The sequence below is a fragment of the uncultured Brevundimonas sp. genome (assembly GCF_963974615.1).
Classification (GTDB): Bacteria; Pseudomonadota; Alphaproteobacteria; order Caulobacterales; family Caulobacteraceae; genus Brevundimonas.
On record NZ_CAXBDH010000010.1, the window covers coordinates 86709 to 106959 of the forward strand.

A 20251-nucleotide genomic window follows, 5' to 3' on the forward strand; every position below is an offset into this window, starting at 1 on the left:
ATGACCTAGCCCCGCTTCGAGGCCTTGCGGAAGGCCGGCTTGGCCAGGGCGGCGTTCCTGGCCGCAATCACACGCTCCCCCGTCTTGCCCCCGTCCAGTCCGGCGTGCGCCGGCGCGGCCCCGCGCTTGGCGGCAAGCACGCGCTTCAGGGCTTCGGCGGCGGTTTCGGACGTCTCGGGTTTGTCGGTCATGGACCCTTCATAGCACAGCCGGGATCAACCCCGCATCAGCCGTCGGCACAGATCGTCGAGCTGCTCCAGCGAGGCGTAGCGGATGGTCAGCTCGCCCTTGCCGCCACGATCGACCAGCTGCACCTTCAAACCCAGGGCGTCGGCCAGGTCCTGTTCCAGGGCCGCAACGTCGGCGGATCCACTCTCGACACGCGGCTGGCGCACCGGCGCGGATTTGGGGCCCTCGGCCGCGCGGCGGGCCAGGGCCTCGGTCTGGCGCACATTGAGACCCTGCTCCAGCACCTGTTCGGCCAGAACGGCCGGGTCCGGGGCGGTGATCAGGGCCCGGGCATGACCGGCCGACAAACGCCCCGCCATCACATGTTCGAGCACGCCCAGCGGCAGCTGCAGCAGACGCAGGGTATTGGCCACATGACTGCGGCTCTTGCCCACGATCCCGGCCACAGCGTCCTGGGTGCGGCCGAACCGCTCCATCAGCAGCGAATAGGCATTGGCCTCTTCCAGCGGATTGAGGTCGGTGCGCTGCACATTCTCGATGATGGCCACCTCCATCACCTCCAGATCGTCCATCTGGCGCTCGATCACCGGCACCTCGACCAGACGCGCCAGTTGGGCCGCACGCCAGCGGCGCTCGCCGGCGATGATCTGCCATACACCGTCCACCCCGGGCTGGGTCCGCACCAGAATCGGCTGCAGCACACCCTTGTCACGGATCGACGTGGCCAGCTCCTCCAGCTCGTTCAGATCGAACATCTTGCGTGGCTGGTCCGGGTTGGGCCGCAGGCTCTCGATCGGGGCCATGGCCACGCCACCCGGCATCGATCCACCGACGACCGACACCGTATCGACGATCTGTTCACCCAGCAGGGCCGACAGGCCGCGACCCAATCCTCTTTGACGTTCTGACACTTCAGCTGTTCCGTTCTGTTCAGGGGGCTCAGGCGGCCTGGAGCCGACGCTGGCGTTCACGCATCACAACCTCGCGCGCCAGCCGCAGATAGGCCTGGCTGCCGGCGCAGTGCAGATCATAGATCAGGGCGGGCTTGCCGAACGACGGGGCCTCGGCCACCCGGACGTTGCGCGGGATCACCGCCTCATAGACCTTGTCGCCGAAATGGGCCCGCACATCGCTGGCGACCTGCCCCGACAGTGAACTGCGGCGATCGTACATGGTCAGGACCAGCCCCTGGATCTCCAGTGTCGGGTTCAGACTCTGACGCACCATGTCGACGGTCTTCATCAGCTGGGTCAGGCCCTCGAGGGCGAAGAACTCGCACTGCAACGGCACCAGCACCGCATCGGCCGCGGCCATCGCGTTCAGCGTCAGCAGGTTCAGCGACGGCGGGCAGTCGATCAGCACATAGTCATACCGGGTATGGCCCCCGCCCCCCTGGGCCTCCAGCGCATCGCGCAGACGATAGGAGCGGCGGTCGGCCTGGCTGAGTTCAATCTCCACCCCCGACATGTCGCTGTCGGCGGGAACGATAAACAGGCCCGGCACCGAGGTCTGGACCGCAGCCTCGTCGACGGCACGCCCGTCGACGATCACGTCATAGATGGTGACCCGGCGCGTTTCACGTGAAACGCCGAGGCCCGTCGAGGCATTGCCCTGCGGGTCGAGGTCGACGATCAGCACCCTCTCGCCGATCGCGGCCAGGGCCGTGCCCAGATTGATGGCAGTCGTGGTCTTGCCGACCCCGCCCTTCTGGTTGGACACGGCCAGAACCCGGGTCTTGCGGTCAATCACGGCTTCAGGGGACACGGCGAAGACTCCGGACTTGAACAATACGACCGCGGGTATCGCTGCGCGACTGCGACAGCTCGGCATCGAAACGCCAGTTGGCCCGGGCGGCGGCGATTTCAGCTTCGGCCTTCTCTCCCTTGAGGAACAGGCCTTTCGCGCCACGCTTGAAGTAGGGTTGTGCATAACCCAGCAAGCTATCCAGCGGTGCCAAGGCCCGGGCCGTGACCACATCGACGTTCAGGGCCTGGGTCTCGGCCCGGCCGTTGATCACCGTCGCCGGCAGGTCCAGCGACGTGACCACGGTCTCCAGAAAGCGACAGCGTTTGCCGAGACTATCGATCAGCCAGACATGGGCCCCGGGCTGACCCTTCAGCAGAATGGCCAGCACCACCCCGGGAAATCCGGCCCCGGCCCCGAGGTCGGCCCAGGTCAGGGCCTCAGGGGCCAGCGCCAACAATTGCGCCGAGTCCAGCACATGCCGACTCCAGAACTCCGGCAAGCTGCCGGGGCCGACCAGGTTCATCACCGCATTGGCCTCGGTCAGCAAGTCACGGAACCGGTCGAGGTCCGCCATCTGTGCTGCCGTGGCTCCGCTGTCCGCCTGAAAGCTGGCTGCGGTCGTTTCCTGCATGGCCAGAGTCATCAGGTGTCGACCGTCGCAACGGAATCCGACCGGCGCTTCTTCACATGCGACAGCAAGGCCGTCAGCGCCCCGGGGGTCACACCCTCGATCCGGCCGGCCTGACCAAGCGTCTGAGGCCGCACCAGCGACAGCTTCTCGCGCACCTCATGCGACAGGCCGCCGATCGCCGCATAATCCAGATCCGACGGCACCTGCAGATCTTCCTCGCGACGCAGGGCCACGGCCTCGGCCGCCTGGCGGTCGAGATAGCCGGCATAGCCGGCGTCGATCTCGATCTGTTCGCGCACCGCCGGACTCCAGCTGGAAATAGCCGGAAAGGCGGTTTCGAAATGGCTCAGGTCGACATCGGGATAGCCGAGCAGATCGCGCATCGAGCGGCGCTGGCCGTCGGCATTGACGCTCAAACCCAGCGCTCCGGCCTCTTTCGGGGTGAAGCGGGTATCCCGGGCCAGGGTCGTCGCGGCCGCCAGCTGGGTCGCCTTGATCGTAAACTGCCGCTGACGTTCCAGCGATACGATACCGGCGGCGATGGCCAGTGGCGTCAACCGCTGATCAGCGTTGTCGGCCCGCAAGGTCAGCCGGTATTCGGCGCGACTGGTGAACATCCGATAGGGCTCGGTCACCCCGCGCGTCACCAGATCGTCGATCATCACCCCGATATAGGCCTGGTCCCGCCCCAGCATGACTGGTTCGGATCCGGCCGCGGCGCGGGCGGCGTTGAGCCCGGCGATCAGACCCTGGGCCCCGGCCTCCTCATAGCCCGTGGTGCCGTTGATCTGACCGGCCAGATACAGACCCGGCCGGCGCTTGACCTCGAGAGCAGGCGTCAGTTCCCGCGGATCGACATAGTCGTATTCGATCGCATAGCCGAAGCGGAACACCTCGACCGCCTCCAGCCCCGGCATCGTGCGCAGGAAGGCCGACTGGGTCGCCGGCGACACCGAGGTCGAGATGCCGTTGGGATAGACGGCCGGATCATCGAGGCCCTCGGGCTCAAGAAACACCTGATGGCTGGTCTTGTCGGCAAACCGCACCACCTTGTCCTCAATCGACGGACAATAGCGCGGACCCCTTCCGGTCAGGTGCCCGCCATAGACGGCGCTCTCGCCGAGGTTTTCAGTGATGATCCGATGGGTCTCTTCCGTGGTGTGTGTGATGCCGCAGGCGATCTGCGGCACGGTGATTTGCTCGGTCAGGAAGGAAAAGGGCACCGGCGTCGCGTCGGCTGCCTGCATCTCCAGCTGGTCCCAGGCGATGGTACGTCCGTCCAGCCGCGGCGGCGTCCCGGTCTTCAACCGCCCCATCTGCAGTCCGGCCCCGTACAGGTCGGCGGCCAGTCCGGTCGAGGGAGCCTCCCCGTCACGCCCGGCCGGAATCCGCTCGTCGCCACGATGGATGACCCCGTTGAGGAAGGTCCCTGTGGTCAGCACCACGGCCCCGGCCCGCAGTGTGCGGCCGTCACCGGTCACCACGCCCACGACCCGTTTCCCGTCGAGGATCAGCGTCTCGGCCGTTCCGGCCATCAGGGTCAGGTTGGTCGTTCCGGCCAGTTCGATCTGCATGGCCTCGCGATAAAGCCGGCGATCGATCTGGCTACGCGGCCCGCGCACCGCCGCGCCGCGCGAGCGGTTCAACAGGCGGAACTGGATCCCCGAGACATCAGCCAGTCGGCCCATGATCCCGTCCATGGCGTCGATCTCACGCACCAGATGGCCCTTGCCCAGACCACCGATGGCCGGGTTGCACGACATCTCGCCGACCGTCTCCAGCTTCTGGGTCAGCAGAAGGGTCGTGGCCCCGGCGCGCGCAGACGCCGCCGCAGCTTCACAGCCGGCGTGACCGCCTCCGATAACAATGACGTCGTAGTTCAGGCTCATGCCCGGGACATAGGGGAAAAGCCCGCCCGACGCCACCATCGCGGTGTTTCACGTGAAACCCTATTTGCCGATACAGAAACTGGCGAAGACCTCGCCGAGGATGTCCTCGACCCCGATCGCCCCGGTCACCCGACCTAGCCCCCGGGCCGCCCGGCGCAGGTCGTCGGCCGTCTGTTCCGGCCCCCGATCCAGGGCCGTCCGGGCCGCCTCGACCGCCGCCAACGCCTCATCGAGTCGTCGCCGATGGCGCTCTCGGGTCACCGCCGGGAAGTCCGATCCGGCCAGGTCCGCTTCCAGCCGCGCGGCGATCCGGTCATGCAGGCTGGCCAGTCCCTCACCGCTCACCGTACTGACCACCACCTCGTCCGCACCGGTCACGGCTAGCGGGCCCAGATCCGCCTTGGTCAGCACCTTCAAGTCTCCCGGCCGGAAGACCTCGGCGGCGGACCCCGGTGCGTCTCCGGGAGCCCGCACCCACAGGCGCAGGTCAGCGGTCTCGGCCCGGGCCCGGGCCCGCCGCACACCCTCGATCTCGACAACATCGAGACTGTCGCGCAGGCCGGCCGTGTCCGACAAGGTCACGGCATAGCCGTTGATGACCAGTTCGGCATCCAGCACATCGCGCGTCGTGCCGGCGATCGCGGTGACGATGGCCGCCTCACGCGCCACCAGGGCATTGAACAGCGAGCTCTTGCCGGCATTGGTCTCCCCGATCAGCACGATGCGATAGCCGTCGCGCACCCTCTGCCCCCGGTCAGCGTCGGACAGAGCCGTCTTCAGTTCGCCAATCAGCCGGTCCAGTACCGGTCCGGCCTGGTGCGACAGGTTGTCGGGGATCTCTTCGTCGGGAAAGTCGATCTCGGCCTCGACCAGCGCCAGCGCCTCAAGCAGGTCGCGTCGGAACCCGGCATAGGTTCGGGACAGGGCACCGTCCAGCTGGCCCAGGGCCTGGGCCCGCTGGCGACCGGTCTCGGCATCGATCAGATCGGCCACGGCCTCGGCCTGGGCCAGATCCATCCGGCCGTGCTCGAAGGCCCGACGAGTAAATTCACCCGGTTCGGCCGGACGCAACCCCAGGGCCAACAAGGCCAGGGACACGGCCTCGACCACGGCGCGCCCCCCGTGCAGATGCAGTTCAGCGCAATCCTCGCCCGTATAGCTGGCCGGTCCTGGAAATCGTAGCACCAGCGCCTGATCCAGAGCCTCGCCGTCATGGACAAGGGTCCGCAGACTGGCCATCCGGGGCGTCAACCCCCCGGCCCCGAGAGCCGTCAAGGCCGCATCTACGCCGGGGCCGGACAGCCGCAGGATGGCGATGGCCCCGCGTCCCGGCGCAGTCGCCAGGGCAAAGATGGTGTCGATTGTCAAAGGGGTCTCCTCCCTATCTCGCAGCGATGGGGAGGGGGACCGCGAAGCGGTGGAGGGGTCAGGGCGACCCCGTCCGCGATCGACAAACCCCTCCGTCACGTCGCTGACGCGCCGCGCCACCTCCCTACGACGTGGGGAGGAGACGGTTTATTTCGTCGCGCCGCCCGCCGCCGTTTCCATCAGCTTGCGGAACTGGTCCTGGGCCTGCATGCCGAAACTGGTCCAGTTTTTCATCAGTTCTTCGGGCTTCATCGCCGCCATGTTCTCGTCCATGCGCCGCTGCATCTCCGCGACCATATGAGCGTTCAGTGGCTCGACGTCGGGCAAGCCCAGAAAGGCCCGGGCCTCGGCCGGTTCGCAGTCGACCTCGATTGTGACCTTCATCGCCTCTGGCTCCGTTTCACGTGAAACAAGGATCCGTCCGGGTCCGGATCAGGTGTTCATCGACTGGAAGAAGTCGCTGTTGTTCTTGGACTGACGCATCTTGTCGAGCAGGAATTCGATCGCGTCCTGCGGCCCCATCGGATTGAGGATACGGCGCAGCACATAGGTCTTGGCCAGCTGATCCTTCGGCGTGATCAGCTCTTCCTTGCGAGTGCCGGACTTCAGCACATCGATGGCCGGGAAGATCCGCTTGTCGGCGACCTTGCGGTCCAGCACGATCTCGGAGTTGCCGGTGCCCTTGAACTCTTCGAAGATGACCTCGTCCATCCGGCTGCCGGTATCGATCAGGGCCGTCGCGATGATGGTCAGGCTGCCGCCCTGTTCGACGTTACGCGCCGCACCGAAGAAGCGTTTCGGCCGCTGCAGGGCATTGGCGTCGACACCCCCGGTCAGGACCTTGCCCGACGACGGCACGGTCGCGTTGTAGGCCCGACCCAGGCGGGTGATCGAATCGAGAAGTATGACCACATCACGCTTGTGCTCGACCAGACGTTTGGCTTTTTCGATGACCATCTCGGCCACAGCCACGTGCCGGGTCGCCGGCTCGTCGAAGGTCGAGGCGATGACCTCACCCTTCACCGTGCGCTGCATGTCGGTGACCTCTTCCGGACGCTCGTCGATCAGCAGCACGATCAGGAAGACTTCCGGATGGTTCTTTTCGATCGACTTGGCGATGTTTTGCAGCATCACCGTCTTGCCGACCCGCGGCGGAGCCACGATCAGACACCGCTGACCCTTGCCCAGCGGCGCGACGATATCAATCACCCGACCCGAGCGATCCTTCAGCGTCGGGTCCTGGATCTCCATGTTGAAGCGCTCGTCGGGATAGAGCGGCGTCAGATTGTCGAACAGGACCTTGGTGCGGACCGTCTCCGGGTCCTCGAGATTGATGGTGTCGACCTTGAGCAGGGCAAAATAGCGCTCGCCCTCGCGCGGGCCACGCACGGCCCCGTGCACCGTATCGCCCGAGCGCAGGCCGAAACGGCGAATCTGCGACGGCGACACATAGATATCGTCCGGACCCGGAAGATAATTGGCGTCCGGACTACGCAGGAAGCCGAACCCGTCCGGCAGGATCTCCAGCACGCCCGAGGCGATGATCTCGACCTCTTCGTCAGCTAGCGTCTTCAGGATGGCGAACAGCAGGTCCTGTTTGCGCAGGTTGGAGGCGTTCTCGATCTCCAGCTGTTCGGCAAAGGCGACCAGGTCGGCCGGGGTCTTGTCGTTCAGCTCCTGCAGGGTGATGCGGCCGTTGGGCACGATCGACTCACCGTCGTCATCGTCATCGTCGTCGTCCGACTCCTGATCGACCATGGGTAGGTCGGCGGCCGAAACCTCGCGGACGCCGTGGTTGTCGACATCCGGGGCCTCGACCTCCGGAGTCTCGACAAGCGTTTCGGTCTCGGGCGTATCGGTCTGGTCGGTCATGATCTTACAGGTCTGCGCGCGACCGCGATTTCCCGCCGGAAGCGAGATCGGGGCGGGCTTGGCGATGTCTGGCCTCGCGGCCGGAAGGAGGAGCGACGGGTCTTCCCCGAGGCAGGGCCGCGGGCGTCACTGAAGAGAGGGACCGTTCCGGACAATTGTGGAACGGCTCGTCGCCAGCGAAACCACGCCGGCCCGGTCAGGTCAAGCGGGACGGCCTACAGTCGCCATTCAGTCGTCACCGACAGCACCATGATCACGGCGATGATAAAGGGGATTTCATTAGTCATGCGCCAGAAACGGCTGCTGCGGGTCGAAATTCCGGCCGCAATCCGTTTACGCTCACTCGCCAGAAAGCCATGCCAGGCCGACAGGGCCACGACCCCGGCCAATTTCGTCATCATCCACGGCTCCAGCAGAAAGCCCCAGCCCCGGGCCACCCCGTCCAGCCAGATCAACCAGCCGCCGAAGACGAAGGCCATAATCATGGCCGGGTTGACAATGATGCGCAGCAACCGCGTCTGCCACTGACGCAGCAGGCCTTGCATCTCCGAACGCAGCGGTTCGGCCTTGTCGGCCTGTTCGGCGTCATAGGCGTACAGACGCGGCAGGAACAGCATCCCCGCCATCCAGGCGATCACCGCCAGAATGTGCAGGCCCCGGGCCAGATCATAGGCGTTCATGCCGCTCTCCGGCTTGTTTGACAGGGACAGGCCGTCCAGTCGCCCCGGCAGCCGGGTCCGAACGAGGCCGGTCCGGTCCGGTCCAGGGCCTCGACCGCCGCATCGGCCAGACTGTCGATGAAGGCCGGTGCCACCCCGACTGTCGCCACTCGCAGATAGGGACGAACCCCCAGCTGTTCGGCCAGTTCGGCGTATTCGATGTCCAGCTCGACCAGGGTCTCGATATGTTCGGAGACAAAGGCAACCGGCGTCACCACCACCCCGACCCCGTCCACAGCCGCCTGACAGATGGCCTCAGGCGTTGACGGCCCCAGCCATTTCATCGGCCCGACCCGGCTCTGGTAGCAGATGGCCCAGTCTTCCAGTCCCGCATGCGCCGCAATGGCGGCACAACCGGCCTCAATCTGGGCCTGATAGGGATCACCCTTCTTCGTCACCAGACGCGCGGGAATGCCGTGGGCCGAAAACAGCACCCGCATCGGCCGGTCACCGGCCTGGTCCAGCAGGGTGCGCACACTCGCCGCCTGGGTCTCGACCCAGCCCGGGGCCTGCGGATAGCAACAGACAGTGTGCGCCACCCCTGGTCCGCGATAGGTATCGCTCCAGGCCTTCAGCGATGATCCGGTCGTCGTGGTCGAAAACTGCGGATACAGCGGTAGCAACACCAGCTCATCCGGGTCCCAGGCCGCGACCCGGGTCGCGGTCTCGGCCGTCATCGGATGCCAGTAGCGCATGGCGGTAAATACCCGCACCGTATCGCCCGGCAGCCGTTCGGTCAGGGTCGTCTCGAGCGCCGCCGTCTGTTCCAGTGTCTGCGGCAACAGCGGCGATCCCCCGTTCCACTTTTCACCCATCAGCGCATAATTGGCCTGGGCCGGCTTTTCCCGCCGCGATGAAATCAGCCAGGCCAGAAAGGTCCGTAGCGGGGCCGGCAGGCCGATGATGGCCTTGTCGTTGAACAGGTTGAACAGGAACGGCTTTACCGTGGCCCGGCGATCCGGTCCGCCGAGGTTGAACACCACCACCGCAATACGCCGTCCGCTCTCGCTGGTCATTGGGCCCCGATCCGCCTCAGCACCTGTTCGACATGCGCGATCGGCACATCCGGCAGAATGCCGTGGCCGAGATTGAAAATCCATGGTCCCTGGCCCCAGACCTCCAGTAGCTGATCGACCCGCCGGTCCAGGGCCTCACCCCCAACCCGCAGCAACAAGGGATCCAGCGCGCCCTGGATCGGCCGAATGACCTGGACCCGACATCCGACCTCGAGTGGACAGGCTGTATCCAGCGCCACCGCCTGGAAATCAGTCTCGCGCGCATAGCGCTCAGCCAGCGCCGCCGAGCCACGTGGGAAGCCGATCAGGGGCACGGTCACCCCCAGCTCACGCACTCGCCGTACCAGGGCCTGATGCGGTCCCAGCACCAGCCGCTCGAACAGGTCTTCCGGCAGGCCCTCCGCCCAACTCTCGAAGATCTTCAACACCTGGGCCCCGGCGTCGGCCTGCATCTTCAGATAATGGGCCGTAGCCTCGACCAGTACCGCCAGCAAGGCATCAACCTTGTCCGGTTCGGCATAGGCATAGGTTCGGGCTGTGGCCCGCTCACCCTTGCCGATGCTGCGCGCCACCCCGTCCAGCATATAGGTGGCCACCGTCCACGGGGCTCCAGCAAAGCCGATCAGCGCCTTGTCCGCATCCAGCGTCGCGCGCACCAGAGACAGGGTCTGGCCCACCTCCTTCAGCGCCTCTCCGGCTCCTTCAGCCCGGTCACGCATGGATTCAATCGACGGCATCGCTCCCAGCCGCGGGCCTTCGCCGGCCTCAAACCAGACCTCCTGGCCAAGGGCCCGGGGGATCAGCAATATGTCCGCGAAGACGATGGCTGCATCAAAGCCGAACCGCCGCATCGGTTGCAGGGTCGCCTCGGCCGCCTTTTCGGGCGTCAGGCAAAAGGAGATGAAATCCGGCGTCGTTGCCCGCAGCGCCCGGTATTCCGGCAAATACCGACCGGCCTGGCGCATAAACCAGACCGGAGGCCGGGCGGTCGTCTCACCGTCGAGGACACGAAGAAGCATGGGGCTCGTCATGCATCGGGCTTTACGGGCCGGGCCGGTTTCGCTCAAGCCTCGGCCTTCCCAACCCTTTTAATAAAAGAATTGAAAAGGAATGGAGGTAGGAGGTTGGACCGGGGACGACGGGGATAAGACCCGAGAGTCTCGTCTCTTTTTCAGGCTTTTCCCCGGACCGGAAGCGGGCAGGGATCGACCGCATTCGGGCCTGTTGAGAGCGGGGATAAGCTTAACAAAACCTTAACGGAGCGGGTCCTCCAGCAGTTCCGGCCCCGGGATGACGGCGTGGGACGTTAAGGTTTTGTTAAGCCTGTCCACATGTCTCGTGGTCCCACCTTTTGTCCGGGGGATGATCGGAAGGGACAGTGCTGTCGTCGTCCCGTGTCATCCCCGCTCGCCGCCCGGGTCTGGTCCGGCTATAGGTTTTCCTGCCCTGGCTGTGGTCGCGCACACACAGTCGCACACGCTTTCGCCCCCAGGAGTCTTTGCCTGATGAACCCGGAATGACGCGAGATCGCCGATGAACCCCGCCCGCATTCCTGGATCCTCGCGACTGGCCACCTATTTTCATGTGCATCTGGTCTCGGACTCTACCGGCGAGACGCTGAATGCCATGGCCAAGGCGGTGACAGCCCGTTTCGACGGCGTCATTCCGATTGAGCACATTTATGCCCTGGTGCGCTCACCCCGTCAGATGGATCGGGTGTTGGAAGAGATCGCTGACGCCCCCGGAGTCGTGCTGCACACTCTGGTTGATCGTGAGTTGCGACAACAGCTTGAAGACGGCTGCCGTCGACTCGACATGCCTCAGATCGGGGCGCTGGATCCGCTGGTTGGGGCCCTCTCGCGCTATCTCGGTGCGGCCCTGTCGACCCGGGTCGGAGCCCAGCACACGCTGGACTATGAATATTTCAACCGGATTTCGGCCCTTGATTTCGCGATGGCCCATGATGATGGCCAGGGCACGGCTGAACAGCTGGAAGGAGCCGATGTGGTCCTGTGTGGCGTCAGTCGCACCTCCAAGACCCCGACCTGTATCTATCTGGCTCATCGCGGCATTCGTGCCGCCAATGTCCCGTTGGTGCCGGGTCAGGAGGACGGTGAACGTCTGGCCGGGCTGAAGAATCCCCTGATCATCGGTCTGACTGTCTCGCCGGACCGGCTGGTGCAGATCCGCAAGAACCGGATGGACGGGCTGAACGCTGGCCGGACGTCCGCCTATGTCGATCGTGAGGCTGTCCGCGACGAGACCGTTAAGGCCCGGCGCGCCTTTGAACGCCGTGGCTGGCCGGTCATCGACGTGACCCGACGCTCGGTCGAGGAAACTGCTGCTGCCATCATCAATATGGTCAGCGAACGTCGCACCCGGCGCGCCGGAGCCAGCTGGTGACGGCCGGGCGGGGTGAGCGACTGATCCTGGCCTCGGCCAGTGCGGCGCGCCGGACCATGCTGGCCGGGGCCGGGGTGACCTTTGTCGTCCAGGCCGCCGACGTCGACGAACCGGCGATCAAGGCCTCCCTGCCCCATGTCGACCCGGCTGAACTGGCCACGGAACTGGCCCGGGCCAAGGCATTGGCCGTGTCGCGCCATGATCCCGACGCCTGGGTTTTGGGCGGTGACCAGACCCTGGAATTCGACGGCGGTCTGGTGTCCAAGGCTCCGTCCCTGTCTGCGGCGCGTGAGCGGCTGACGGCCATGCGTGGTCGTTCCCATCGACTCCATTCCGGGGCCGCCTTGGCCCGTGGCGGCCAGCTGGTCTGGTCCGGGGTTGATACGGTGACCCTGACCATGCGTGATTTTTCCGACGCCTTTCTTGACGCCTATCTGGCAACCGAGGGCGAGGCCTTACTGGGTTGCGTCGGATCCTACCGACTCGAGGGCATGGGTGCGCAGTTGTTCGAGGTTGTCGACGGTGACTATTTCACCGTTCTGGGCCTGCCGCTGTGGCCGGTTCTGACCGAATTGCGCCGGGCCGGGGTGCTGGTGACGTGACCGTCGCGACCGGGGTCGCCGGCCAGCCAGTCGCTCATTCGCTCAGTCCCCTGATCCATGGAGCCTGGATCCGGGCGACCGGTCTTGATGCCGTTTATGACCGATACGATCCTCCTGACGTTGAGGGCTTTCGGGCCCTGATCGAGCGAGGACGACGGGGAGAGCTGCGCGGCCTCAATGTCACCGCGCCGTTCAAGGCCGAGGCCCTGGCTATGGCTGACACCGCCACGGCGACGGCCCGGATCTGTGGTTCGGCCAATCTGTTGCTGTTCGTCGACGGCCGGATAACGGCCGACAGCACCGACGGCACCGGTCTGATGGCGGCTTTGGCTGAACAGGCTCCGGATCTTGATGTGCGCAACCAGACTGTTGTGGTCCTTGGGGCCGGCGGGGCCGCGCGGGCGGCGGTCGCGGCCCTGATGGCGGCAGGAGCCGGAGTCTCGGTGCTGAACCGGACCCGGGCCCGGGCCGAGGGGCTGGTGGCTGAGCTCGGAGCCACGGTCGCCGGTCCGGCCGCGCTGGAGCAGGCGATTCTGGTGGTCAATGCCCTGAGTGTCGCGCCGGACATTGACCTGTCCGTTCTGCGCGATGACGCGGTACTGATGGATATGACCTATCGCCCGCTGACGACCCCTTTCCTCGTTGCCGGACGCGCCCGGGGTCTGACGGTGGTCGACGGTCTGGCCATGTTGATCGGTCAGGCCCGGCCGTCGTTTCGGGCCCTGTTCGATATGGAGCCGCCTGCGGTCGATGTGCGCTGTCTGGCGCTTGCAGCCCTCGATGAGGTCGCATGATGATCGTTCTCGGCCTGACCGGATCGATTGGCATGGGCAAGTCGACCACGGCGGCCATGTTCGCCGATGAAGGAGCCCTGGTGTGGAGCGCCGATGACGCCGTGCATGATCTCTATGCATCCGGCGGGGTCGCCGTCGGCCCGGTCGGCGCGGCCTTTCCCGGGGTGGTGATCGACGGGGCCGTGGACCGGGCCCGGCTGGCGGCGGCGCTGGGCGATGATCCCGCTGCCTTCGCCCGACTGGAAGCCATCGTCCATCCCCTGGTTCTGGCCGGCCGGCTGGAGACCCTGGCCGCGGCAGCGGCGCAGGGTGTGAAGCTGGCCGTGCTCGACATCCCCCTTCTGTATGAAACCGGCGGGAATGCGGCGGTCGACGCCGTGGTCGTGGTCACCGCTGATGCCGACATTCAGAGACAAAGGGTGCTGGCCCGGCCCGGCATGACTCCTGCCCGACTGGACGCCATTCTCGCTCGCCAGATGCTGGACGCGGACAAGCGCCATCGGGCCGATTTCGTCATCGATACCGGTCATGGGCTGGACCCGGCCCGGGTCCGGGTGGGGGAAATCGTGGGGACAGTCCTGGCCCCGGGCTGGTCTGCGCCGCGTCGGGGTCTTCCGGACACGACCAAACCGCCCCATTAAGGAGCATGGCCCGCGAAATCGTCCTCGACACCGAAACCACCGGACTGGATCCGCGTCAGGGCCACCGGCTCATCGAGGTCGGTTGTATCGAGATCGAGGACCTGCTGCCGACCGGCCGCACCTTTCACCGTCTGGTCCATCCGGAACGGTTGATCGATCCCGATGCGATCCGGGTGCACGGCATTACGGACGAACAGGTTCGCAATGCTCCCAAATTCCGCGACATCACCGCCGACCTGATGGCCTTCATCGGCGATGCGCCGGTCGTGGCCCATAACGCCGCCTTCGACCGGGGGTTCATCAACCACGAAATGACCCTGTGCGGTCAGCCGGTGCTCGAAGAAGCGCGCTGGGTCGACACCCTGAAGCTGGCCCAGAAACGCTTTCCCGGCATGGGCAATTCGCTCGATGCCCTGTGCCGCCGGTTCAAGATATCGCTGGCCGAACGCAGTCTGCACGGAGCCCTGATCGACGCCCGGCTGCTGGCCGAAGTGTATCTGGAGTTGAAGGGCGGCAAGGAGCGGGTGCTGGATCTCAGCAGCGGCCGCACCACGGCGGTGGCGGCGACCGCAGCCTTTATGGCGTCCGGCGGGCATGCGGCCCGGCCCCGGCCGTTGACTCCCCGGTCAACCGCTGACGAGCGGGCCGCGCACCGGGCCTTTCTCGGGGCCGTGCTGAAGGATCAGTCCCTCTGGGCCGGCTATGGTCTGGACATGGAAAAGGCGTCCGTCGACTGACGAACGCCCTTTCCGGATCGGCTCTGAAAGAGATTCAGGCCTGGCCGACGGGAGCGCCGCGGGCGACGTCCTGTTTCCGGGATGCATAGATGGTCGCAAAATCGATCGGGTCCATCATGAACGGCGGATAGAAGCCGCCATCGGCCGTGGCTCCGGCGATAATCTCGCGGGCGAAGGGGAACAGATAGCGCGGGCATTCGATCAGCAGCATCGGCTCGATGTCCTTTTCCTCAACACCGTGCAGGGCGAACAGACCGCCGTACTGCAGTTCGATCTGGAACATGGTCATGGCGTCGGTCGAGGCCTTGATCGACAGTTTCAGCTCGACCTCGAACAGGCCGTCCTGACGGCCCTGGGCATTCATCTCGACGCCCAGATCGATGGCCGGCTTGCCTTCGACGCGCAGGCTGTCGGGGGCTTTGGGGTTCTCGAATGACATGTCGCGAACATACTGGGCCAGGATGCGGAAGCCGGGGCCGGTCGGGCCGGTCGGGGCGGCCAGGGAGCCATTCGTCTCGGGGTTCGTGGTGTCGGCATCGGGAGTGTCGGCGGTAGGAGGGGAATCGGTCATGAACGGGGTGCCGTGGTTTCGAGAAAGAAAGCCGGAACAGGCGATCAGGCCTGCGGTGAAGGCGCGGCGACTAGCACGGTCAGACCCCCTGCGGCAACGATGGACACCTGACACTGATATCTGACCGGGGCGGCCTCGAGTGGCCGGGTCAATGTCGCCAAGGGGTGCAGTGTGCCTTGCAACACCCCATATCAGTCCGTAATCGTCAGTTTCAGCGCCCTGTCCGAATTTTCGGGTGCCAGTTTAAGGATGCCCCGTCCGGTGAATCTTCCGCTCGTCATCTTCGCCGTGATCGCACTGTTTGTGCTGTTCCAGCTCTATAACGTCCTGGGCAAGAAGGTCGGTCGGCAGCCCGAGGACAATGCCCGGGCCGCCGCTGCGACTCCTGTGGCGGCGACTCCGCCCGAAACCGCGTCGCGTACGCCGGCGCTGGACGCGGTCACAGCCGCCGCGATTTCGGGTCTTAAGGCCCGCGACCCCGCCTTCGACCCGTCGCGCTTTCTGGAGGGCGCGCGGCAAGCGCATGAATCGATCGTGCGCGCCTATGCTGCCGGCGAGCGGGAAACGCTGAAACCTCTGCTGACGTCTCGCGTGATGGAGTCGTTCGAGGCCGGTATTTCGGCGCGCGAGGCGCGCGGTGATGTCGAACAATCGGAATTCATTCATCCACCCCGCGCGGACCTGGAATTGGCGACGGTCGAGGGTGACCGTGCTGTGGCCCGGGTTCGCTTTCTCGCTGAATTGCGTAACCGGCTGACGCCGGCCGGTGGCGAGGAACGGGTCGAGGAACGGCGTACCGCCGAACAATGGACTTTCGAGCGTTTGCTCGGGGCCAATGATCCGAACTGGGTGCTGGCCCGGGTCGAACCCGCCAGCGCGTGAGTGGACGGCCCGTGTCTGCGTCGCGCCGGGGGGCCGCCGCCGCGGTTCTGATCGCGGTTCTGGCGCTTTCGGCCTGCGCCACCACGCCGGTGAGCGGGCCCGCCGCCCCCGTGTCCGTTCCGGCCGTCCCCGTCGGTCCGGCACCCGAGGTCGCGACCGGGGGCGCAACCGCGACCGGTCTGGCCCTTACGGCCCTGCCCGGTTGGGATCATGAGGATCATCTGGCGGCCTTCAACGCCTGGCGTACCGGCTGCGGCGTCGCCCGTGACCCGGCTGCCCGGACCCTGTGCGCTCAGGCCCGAACCCTTGCCCATGGCCCCGTCTCCCCGTCCGACGCCCGCGCCTTTCTCGAGACCGGCTTTGTCGCCATTCCAGCCCGGGCCGATGACGGGTCTCCCGGCCTGCTGACCGCCTATTTCGCACCGGAATATGAGGCCCGGCGTCAGCCTGATGCCGAATTTGACGCCCCGGTGCTGGGCGTGCCCGCCGATCTGGTGCGCCGGGACGGCCAGGCTATGCAGCGGCAGGCCGATGGCTCCACCGGCCCCTATCCCGAGCGCGCGGTGATCGAGGCAGCTATGCCGGTTGCCCCGCTCGCCTGGATGCGGGCCGAGGACCTGTTTTTTCTGCAGATTCAGGGGTCTGGCTATCTGACCTTTGCTGACGGCAGTCAGGCCCGGCTGGCCTATGCCGGTGATAACGGGGCTCCGTTCGTCGGCATCGCCCGGCCGATGGCCCGTGACGGCCTGTTGCCGCCCAACGGCACCTCGGGCGACGCCATCCGGGCCTGGCTGGCTGCCCACCGCGGGGCCGAGGCCCGCGCGGTCATGGCCCTGAATCCCCGGTACATCTTTTTCCGGCTCGACCCTGATGATGGCGGTGACCCGGCCGGGGCCGCCGGCATTGCCCTGCCCGCCCGCCGCGCTATCGCCGTCGACCCGGCCCACTGGCGCTACGGCGACCTCGTCTGGCTCAGCGCTGACGGCGGTAATCTGCGGGGGGCCCGCGGCAGCTATCAGGGGGCGGTGGTGGCACTGGACACCGGCTCGGCCATTCGCGGCCCGGTCCGCGCCGACCTCTATATGGGCCGTGGTGAGTCCGCCGGGGCCGAGGCGGGGGCCGTGCGCCATCCGCTGCGCATGTGGCGTCTGGTCCCGCGCAAGCGTGGGGACTCCGGGGACAGGTAAACTGAGCCCGGGGAGGGCATTGGCTCCGTCGTCACAGAACCTAGCGTCGCTTCAAGCCGCCCAGCACCCCACGCAGCAGTTCGCGGGTCAGGGTCGAGCCGGCCGTGCGCAGCATCGATTTGGTCAGCGCCTCCATCGGCGACTGTCGGGTCGAGCGCCGGGCCTTGGGAGCGGCGCGGGCCCGGGCCCGGTCCGCCTTCTCGGCGGCGGCTTCGGTCTTGTCCGCGGTCTTTGCGGCGGCAGCCTCGGCCTTGGCTTTGGCCTCCAGGGCAGCCGCCTCAGCGGCGGCCTCGTCGGTGGCGGCGTGCCGGGCGGCCAGGATCTCCTCGGCCGACTCGCGGTCGACCAGCTGGTCATAGACGCCGCGCACCGGGCTCCGGGTCATAACCGCGGCCCGCTCGGCCTCGGTCGCCGGGCCCAGGCGCGAGTCCGGCGGCCGGATCAGGGTGCGGGCCACCACCTTCGGGGCCCCCTTCTCGTTCAGGGTCGAGACCAGGGCCTCGCCGACCCCCAGGCTCTGGATGGCCTCGGCCGTGTCAAACGCCGGATTGGGCCGGAAACTCTCCGAGGCCGCCTTCAGCCCGCGCTGGTCGGCGGGCGTATAGGCCCGCAGCGCGTGCTGGATACGGTTGCCCAGCTGGCCCAGCACGCTGTCGGGGATGTCGGCCGGGTTCTGGGTGACGAAATAGACCCCGACGCCCTTGGAGCGGATCAGCCGCACCACCTGCTCGACCTTTTCCTGCAGGGCCCGAGGGGCGTCGTTGAACAGCAGGTGGGCCTCGTCGAAGAAGAAGACGAGGCGCGGCTTGTCCGGGTCACCGATCTCGGGAAGCTGTTCGAACAGCTCCGACATCAGCCACAGCAGGAAGGCGGCATACAGGCGCGGGCTGGACATCAGCCGGTCGGCCGCCAGCACATTGACCTGGCCGCGGCCGTCCAGGCCGGTGCGGATCATGTCCTCCAGTCGCAGGGCCGGTTCGCCGAAGAAGGCTTTGCCGCCCTGTTGCTCCAGCTGCAGCAGGCTGCGCTGGATCGCGGCGATCGAGGCCGGGGCCACATTGCCGACCTCGCGACCGATGGTCTGGGCGTTTTCGGCCACATAGGTCAGCAGGCTGCGCAGGTCGTCGAGGTCCAGCAGCAGCAGGCCTTCCTTGTCGGCGACATGGAAGACCACCGCCAGCACGCCCTCCTGGACGTCGTTCAGGTCCAGCATTCGGGCCAGCAGCAGCGGTCCGATTTCACTGACCGTGGCCCGGACCGGATGGCCCTTCTCGCCATACAGGTCCCAGAACACGGTCGGGGCGGCCGCCGGTTTCAGCGTCAGGTCCATGCCCGCGGCCCGGGCCAGCAGCTTGTCGTTCGGCGTGCCCGGCTGACAGATTCCGGACAGGTCGCCCTTCACATCGGCGCAGAACACCGGAATCCCGGCGTCGGAAAAGCCCTGGGCCATGATCTGCAGGGTCACGGTCTTGCCGGTGCCCGTGGCCCCCGCGACCACACCGTGCCGGTTGACGCGGTTGAACAACAGCTCCTCGCGTTCGGTTGATTGGCCGAGGAACAGGCCAGCGGTGCCGGAGTCGGCCATGGGGATCTCCATATCTGGGGTCGGTCCAGCTTAGTGATCCGCACGATCCGGACAATCCCGATTGACGCCGGGGGCCCACACTTCGACAAGTAAGGTTATGAAACCCGCCCACGCTGTCCCTGCCTCTGCGGTCTCGCGCAACGCCCTGGTCCTGCTGGCGGCGGTCGCTGCCGGTGCGGGCCTGTACTGGCTGCGGGACATTCTTACGCCGCTGGCACTGGCCATCTTCCTGATGATCATGATCGACGGCGTGAAGCGGGTGATCGAGGAACGCACACCCCTGAACGCCCGCTGGGCCGGCATCGCCGCCCTGGTAGTCGTTATTCTCGGCTTCTTCGCCTCCATCGCTATCATCGTGAACGGTGCCGCCGGCTTCTTCAGCGATGCGACGGGTGTGTCTTCCGGCATCGGCCCCCGGCTCGACCAAATTCTGACCGACGGTTCGCGACTGCTGGGCGTACGAACGGCCCCGACGGCCAATGACCTGATCGCCGGGCTCGATATCCGCTCCTATGTGACGATGCTGGCCCTGCAGGTGCAGGGTATCGCCTCCGGGGCCTTCTTCGTCCTGGTCTATCTGGGCTTCCTGCTGGCCTCCCAGGCGGGCTTCCGGACCAAGCTGGTGTCCATGTTCCCCGGTCCTGAGGCCCGGTCCGAGGCGGTCGCCGTCTTCCAGCGGGTCCGTTCCGGGGTCGAGGGCTATCTGTGGGTCCAGACCGTGACCGGCGTGATGATCTGCGCCGCCGCCTGGCTGCTGATGCGGGCCGTGGGTCTGCACAATGCCGAATTCTGGACCTTCGTCATCTTCATCGTCGGCTTTATCCCTGTGCTGGGTGGGGCCATCGCCGGCCTGGCTCCGCCGGTTTTCGCCCTGGTCCAGTTTCCGGCCTACTGGCCGGCCCTGGTCCTGCTGGTGGGTCTGCAGGCGATCCTGTTCGTGGTCGGCAATATGATTCAGCCGCGAATGCAGGGCGACAACCAGAACATTGATCCCGTCGTGGTGCTGTTGTCCCTGGCGTTGTGGGGCCACCTCTGGGGTGTCGTCGGTATGTTCCTGTCGACGCCACTGGCGGTGATGGCCATGGCCATTCTCGCCGAGTTCAAGGGCTCCCGCTGGATGGCGGTCCTGCTGTCGGGAGACGGCCAGCCCTATGCCAACGAAACCAGGCCGACACCGCCGCCGCGTCCGACTCCAGGCCGCGTCAAGAGGTCGCGCCCCCCACGGTCCTGATCCCCGACCTCGTCCCTTGCGGGGCGAGAAACGGATCCCATCTTCTTGCTGACGCCGCGGTCATCCCTCCCCCCCGACCGCGGAGCCGGGCGGTCGACACCTTTCCCTCCCCTGCGGAGTCGACCCCAAAGAGGCCGTCGGATGCGAGTCCGGCGGCCTTGTCGTCTGAGGCAGAAAAACAACATTCA

General features: G+C 66.4%; 21 protein-coding genes. 8 read left to right on the plus strand and 13 right to left on the minus strand.

Going from position 1 to position 20251, the window contains the following annotated elements:
- Nucleotides 1-5: 5 nt before the first annotated feature.
- The 11 genes from AAC050_RS08570 to hemE form a co-directional block, all read right to left on the minus strand.
- A complete protein-coding gene (locus AAC050_RS08570; RefSeq protein WP_339914662.1) occupies nucleotides 6-191 on the minus strand; it encodes a hypothetical protein in 186 nt (61 codons plus the stop codon).
- Between the two features lie 24 nt (nucleotides 192-215).
- Nucleotides 216-1100 carry a ParB/RepB/Spo0J family partition protein gene (locus tag AAC050_RS08575; RefSeq protein ID WP_339914663.1) on the minus strand — a complete coding sequence of 295 codons (885 nt, stop codon included), beginning with the start codon at nucleotides 1098-1100 and terminating at the stop codon, nucleotides 216-218.
- A 28-nt stretch (nucleotides 1101-1128) separates the two neighbouring features.
- Nucleotides 1129-1938, minus strand: a complete 810-nt coding sequence (locus AAC050_RS08580; protein ID WP_339914706.1) for a ParA family protein — start codon at nucleotides 1936-1938, stop codon at nucleotides 1129-1131.
- Between the two features lie 4 nt (nucleotides 1939-1942).
- On the minus strand, nucleotides 1943-2566 hold the full coding sequence (gene rsmG / locus AAC050_RS08585; RefSeq protein WP_339914664.1) for a 16S rRNA (guanine(527)-N(7))-methyltransferase RsmG: 624 nt from the start codon (nucleotides 2564-2566) through the stop codon (nucleotides 1943-1945).
- Nucleotides 2567-2577: 11 nt separating this feature from the next.
- Nucleotides 2578-4455 (minus strand): tRNA uridine-5-carboxymethylaminomethyl(34) synthesis enzyme MnmG, encoded by a 1878-nt coding sequence (gene mnmG, locus AAC050_RS08590; protein WP_339914707.1) that lies wholly within the window; start codon nucleotides 4453-4455, stop codon nucleotides 2578-2580.
- A gap of 60 nt (nucleotides 4456-4515) precedes the next feature.
- A complete protein-coding gene (gene mnmE / locus AAC050_RS08595) occupies nucleotides 4516-5823 on the minus strand; it encodes a tRNA uridine-5-carboxymethylaminomethyl(34) synthesis GTPase MnmE (protein WP_339914665.1) in 1308 nt (435 codons plus the stop codon).
- Between the two features lie 147 nt (nucleotides 5824-5970).
- On the minus strand, nucleotides 5971-6207 hold the full coding sequence (locus AAC050_RS08600) for a DUF6489 family protein (protein ID WP_339914666.1): 237 nt from the start codon (nucleotides 6205-6207) through the stop codon (nucleotides 5971-5973).
- Nucleotides 6208-6255: 48 nt separating this feature from the next.
- The gene (gene rho, locus AAC050_RS08605; protein ID WP_339914667.1) at nucleotides 6256-7695 is read right to left on the minus strand and encodes a transcription termination factor Rho; all 1440 of its coding nucleotides are present in this window, start codon (nucleotides 7693-7695) and stop codon (nucleotides 6256-6258) included.
- Between the two features lie 215 nt (nucleotides 7696-7910).
- Nucleotides 7911-8375 carry a CopD family protein gene (locus AAC050_RS08610; RefSeq protein WP_339914668.1) on the minus strand — a complete coding sequence of 155 codons (465 nt, stop codon included), beginning with the start codon at nucleotides 8373-8375 and terminating at the stop codon, nucleotides 7911-7913.
- A complete protein-coding gene (gene hemH, locus AAC050_RS08615) occupies nucleotides 8372-9430 on the minus strand; it encodes a ferrochelatase (protein ID WP_339914669.1) in 1059 nt (352 codons plus the stop codon). The genes AAC050_RS08610 and hemH overlap by 4 nt, the downstream gene beginning before the upstream one ends.
- Nucleotides 9427-10461, minus strand: coding sequence for a uroporphyrinogen decarboxylase (gene hemE / locus AAC050_RS08620; RefSeq protein ID WP_339914670.1), 1035 nt, complete (start codon nucleotides 10459-10461; stop codon nucleotides 9427-9429). The genes hemH and hemE overlap by 4 nt, the downstream gene beginning before the upstream one ends.
- A gap of 502 nt (nucleotides 10462-10963) precedes the next feature.
- Between hemE and AAC050_RS08625 the strand changes: the two genes are divergently transcribed.
- The 5 genes from AAC050_RS08625 to dnaQ are packed head-to-tail and all read left to right on the plus strand — an operon-like array spanning nucleotide 10964 to nucleotide 14607.
- Nucleotides 10964-11833, plus strand: a complete 870-nt coding sequence (locus AAC050_RS08625) for a pyruvate, water dikinase regulatory protein (RefSeq protein WP_339914671.1) — start codon at nucleotides 10964-10966, stop codon at nucleotides 11831-11833.
- Nucleotides 11830-12435: a nucleoside triphosphate pyrophosphatase gene (locus AAC050_RS08630; RefSeq protein WP_339914672.1), complete on the plus strand. Its 606-nt coding sequence runs from the start codon at nucleotides 11830-11832 to the stop codon at nucleotides 12433-12435. Before AAC050_RS08625 ends, AAC050_RS08630 begins: the two co-directional genes overlap by 4 nt.
- Nucleotides 12432-13229 carry a shikimate dehydrogenase gene (locus AAC050_RS08635; protein WP_339914673.1) on the plus strand — a complete coding sequence of 266 codons (798 nt, stop codon included), beginning with the start codon at nucleotides 12432-12434 and terminating at the stop codon, nucleotides 13227-13229. Before AAC050_RS08630 ends, AAC050_RS08635 begins: the two co-directional genes overlap by 4 nt.
- On the plus strand, nucleotides 13229-13870 hold the full coding sequence (gene coaE / locus AAC050_RS08640) for a dephospho-CoA kinase (protein WP_339914708.1): 642 nt from the start codon (nucleotides 13229-13231) through the stop codon (nucleotides 13868-13870). The genes AAC050_RS08635 and coaE overlap by 1 nt, the downstream gene beginning before the upstream one ends.
- A gap of 5 nt (nucleotides 13871-13875) precedes the next feature.
- Nucleotides 13876-14607 carry a DNA polymerase III subunit epsilon gene (gene dnaQ / locus AAC050_RS08645; protein ID WP_339914674.1) on the plus strand — a complete coding sequence of 244 codons (732 nt, stop codon included), beginning with the start codon at nucleotides 13876-13878 and terminating at the stop codon, nucleotides 14605-14607.
- A gap of 34 nt (nucleotides 14608-14641) precedes the next feature.
- On the opposite strand, the gene secB is transcribed toward dnaQ, so the two are convergent.
- Nucleotides 14642-15178: a protein-export chaperone SecB gene (gene secB / locus AAC050_RS08650; RefSeq protein ID WP_339914675.1), complete on the minus strand. Its 537-nt coding sequence runs from the start codon at nucleotides 15176-15178 to the stop codon at nucleotides 14642-14644.
- A 261-nt stretch (nucleotides 15179-15439) separates the two neighbouring features.
- Between secB and timA the strand changes: the two genes are divergently transcribed.
- Together timA and AAC050_RS08660 are read left to right on the plus strand one after the other, a co-directional pair.
- A complete protein-coding gene (timA, locus tag AAC050_RS08655; protein ID WP_339914676.1) occupies nucleotides 15440-16060 on the plus strand; it encodes a TIM44-related membrane protein TimA in 621 nt (206 codons plus the stop codon).
- An 11-nt stretch (nucleotides 16061-16071) separates the two neighbouring features.
- Entirely contained in the window at nucleotides 16072-17247 is a 1176-nt protein-coding gene (locus tag AAC050_RS08660; RefSeq protein WP_339914677.1) for an MltA domain-containing protein, read from the plus strand.
- A 40-nt stretch (nucleotides 17248-17287) separates the two neighbouring features.
- Here the strand turns inward: AAC050_RS08660 and AAC050_RS08665 are convergent, their stop codons facing one another.
- Nucleotides 17288-18832, minus strand: coding sequence for a helicase HerA-like domain-containing protein (locus AAC050_RS08665; RefSeq protein ID WP_339914678.1), 1545 nt, complete (start codon nucleotides 18830-18832; stop codon nucleotides 17288-17290).
- A 97-nt stretch (nucleotides 18833-18929) separates the two neighbouring features.
- Here AAC050_RS08665 and AAC050_RS08670 point away from each other — a divergent pair, with 97 nt between their 5' ends.
- Entirely contained in the window at nucleotides 18930-20063 is a 1134-nt protein-coding gene (locus AAC050_RS08670) for an AI-2E family transporter (protein ID WP_339914679.1), read from the plus strand.
- Nucleotides 20064-20251 lie beyond the last annotated feature (188 nt).

What these genes read in the sequence shown, in the direction of transcription:
- AAC050_RS08570 (WP_339914662.1), bottom strand. Translation starts at nt 191, where the DNA reads ATGACCGACAAACCCGAGACGTCCGAAACCGCCGCCGAAGCCCTGAAG.
- rsmG (WP_339914664.1), bottom strand. Translation starts at nt 2,566, where the DNA reads ATGCAGGAAACGACCGCAGCCAGCTTTCAGGCGGACAGCGGAGCCACG.
- mnmG (WP_339914707.1), bottom strand. Translation starts at nt 4,455, where the DNA reads ATGAGCCTGAACTACGACGTCATTGTTATCGGAGGCGGTCACGCCGGC.
- AAC050_RS08600 (WP_339914666.1), bottom strand. Translation starts at nt 6,207, where the DNA reads ATGAAGGTCACAATCGAGGTCGACTGCGAACCGGCCGAGGCCCGGGCC.
- rho (WP_339914667.1), bottom strand. Translation starts at nt 7,695, where the DNA reads ATGACCGACCAGACCGATACGCCCGAGACCGAAACGCTTGTCGAGACT.
- AAC050_RS08610 (WP_339914668.1), bottom strand. Translation starts at nt 8,375, where the DNA reads ATGAACGCCTATGATCTGGCCCGGGGCCTGCACATTCTGGCGGTGATC.
- hemH (WP_339914669.1), bottom strand. Translation starts at nt 9,430, where the DNA reads ATGACCAGCGAGAGCGGACGGCGTATTGCGGTGGTGGTGTTCAACCTC.
- hemE (WP_339914670.1), bottom strand. Translation starts at nt 10,461, where the DNA reads ATGACGAGCCCCATGCTTCTTCGTGTCCTCGACGGTGAGACGACCGCC.
- AAC050_RS08625 (WP_339914671.1), top strand. Translation starts at nt 10,964, where the DNA reads ATGAACCCCGCCCGCATTCCTGGATCCTCGCGACTGGCCACCTATTTT.
- coaE (WP_339914708.1), top strand. Translation starts at nt 13,229, where the DNA reads ATGATCGTTCTCGGCCTGACCGGATCGATTGGCATGGGCAAGTCGACC.
- dnaQ (WP_339914674.1), top strand. Translation starts at nt 13,876, where the DNA reads ATGGCCCGCGAAATCGTCCTCGACACCGAAACCACCGGACTGGATCCG.
- secB (WP_339914675.1), bottom strand. Translation starts at nt 15,178, where the DNA reads ATGACCGATTCCCCTCCTACCGCCGACACTCCCGATGCCGACACCACG.
- AAC050_RS08665 (WP_339914678.1), bottom strand. Translation starts at nt 18,832, where the DNA reads ATGGCCGACTCCGGCACCGCTGGCCTGTTCCTCGGCCAATCAACCGAA.
- AAC050_RS08670 (WP_339914679.1), top strand. Translation starts at nt 18,930, where the DNA reads ATGAAACCCGCCCACGCTGTCCCTGCCTCTGCGGTCTCGCGCAACGCC.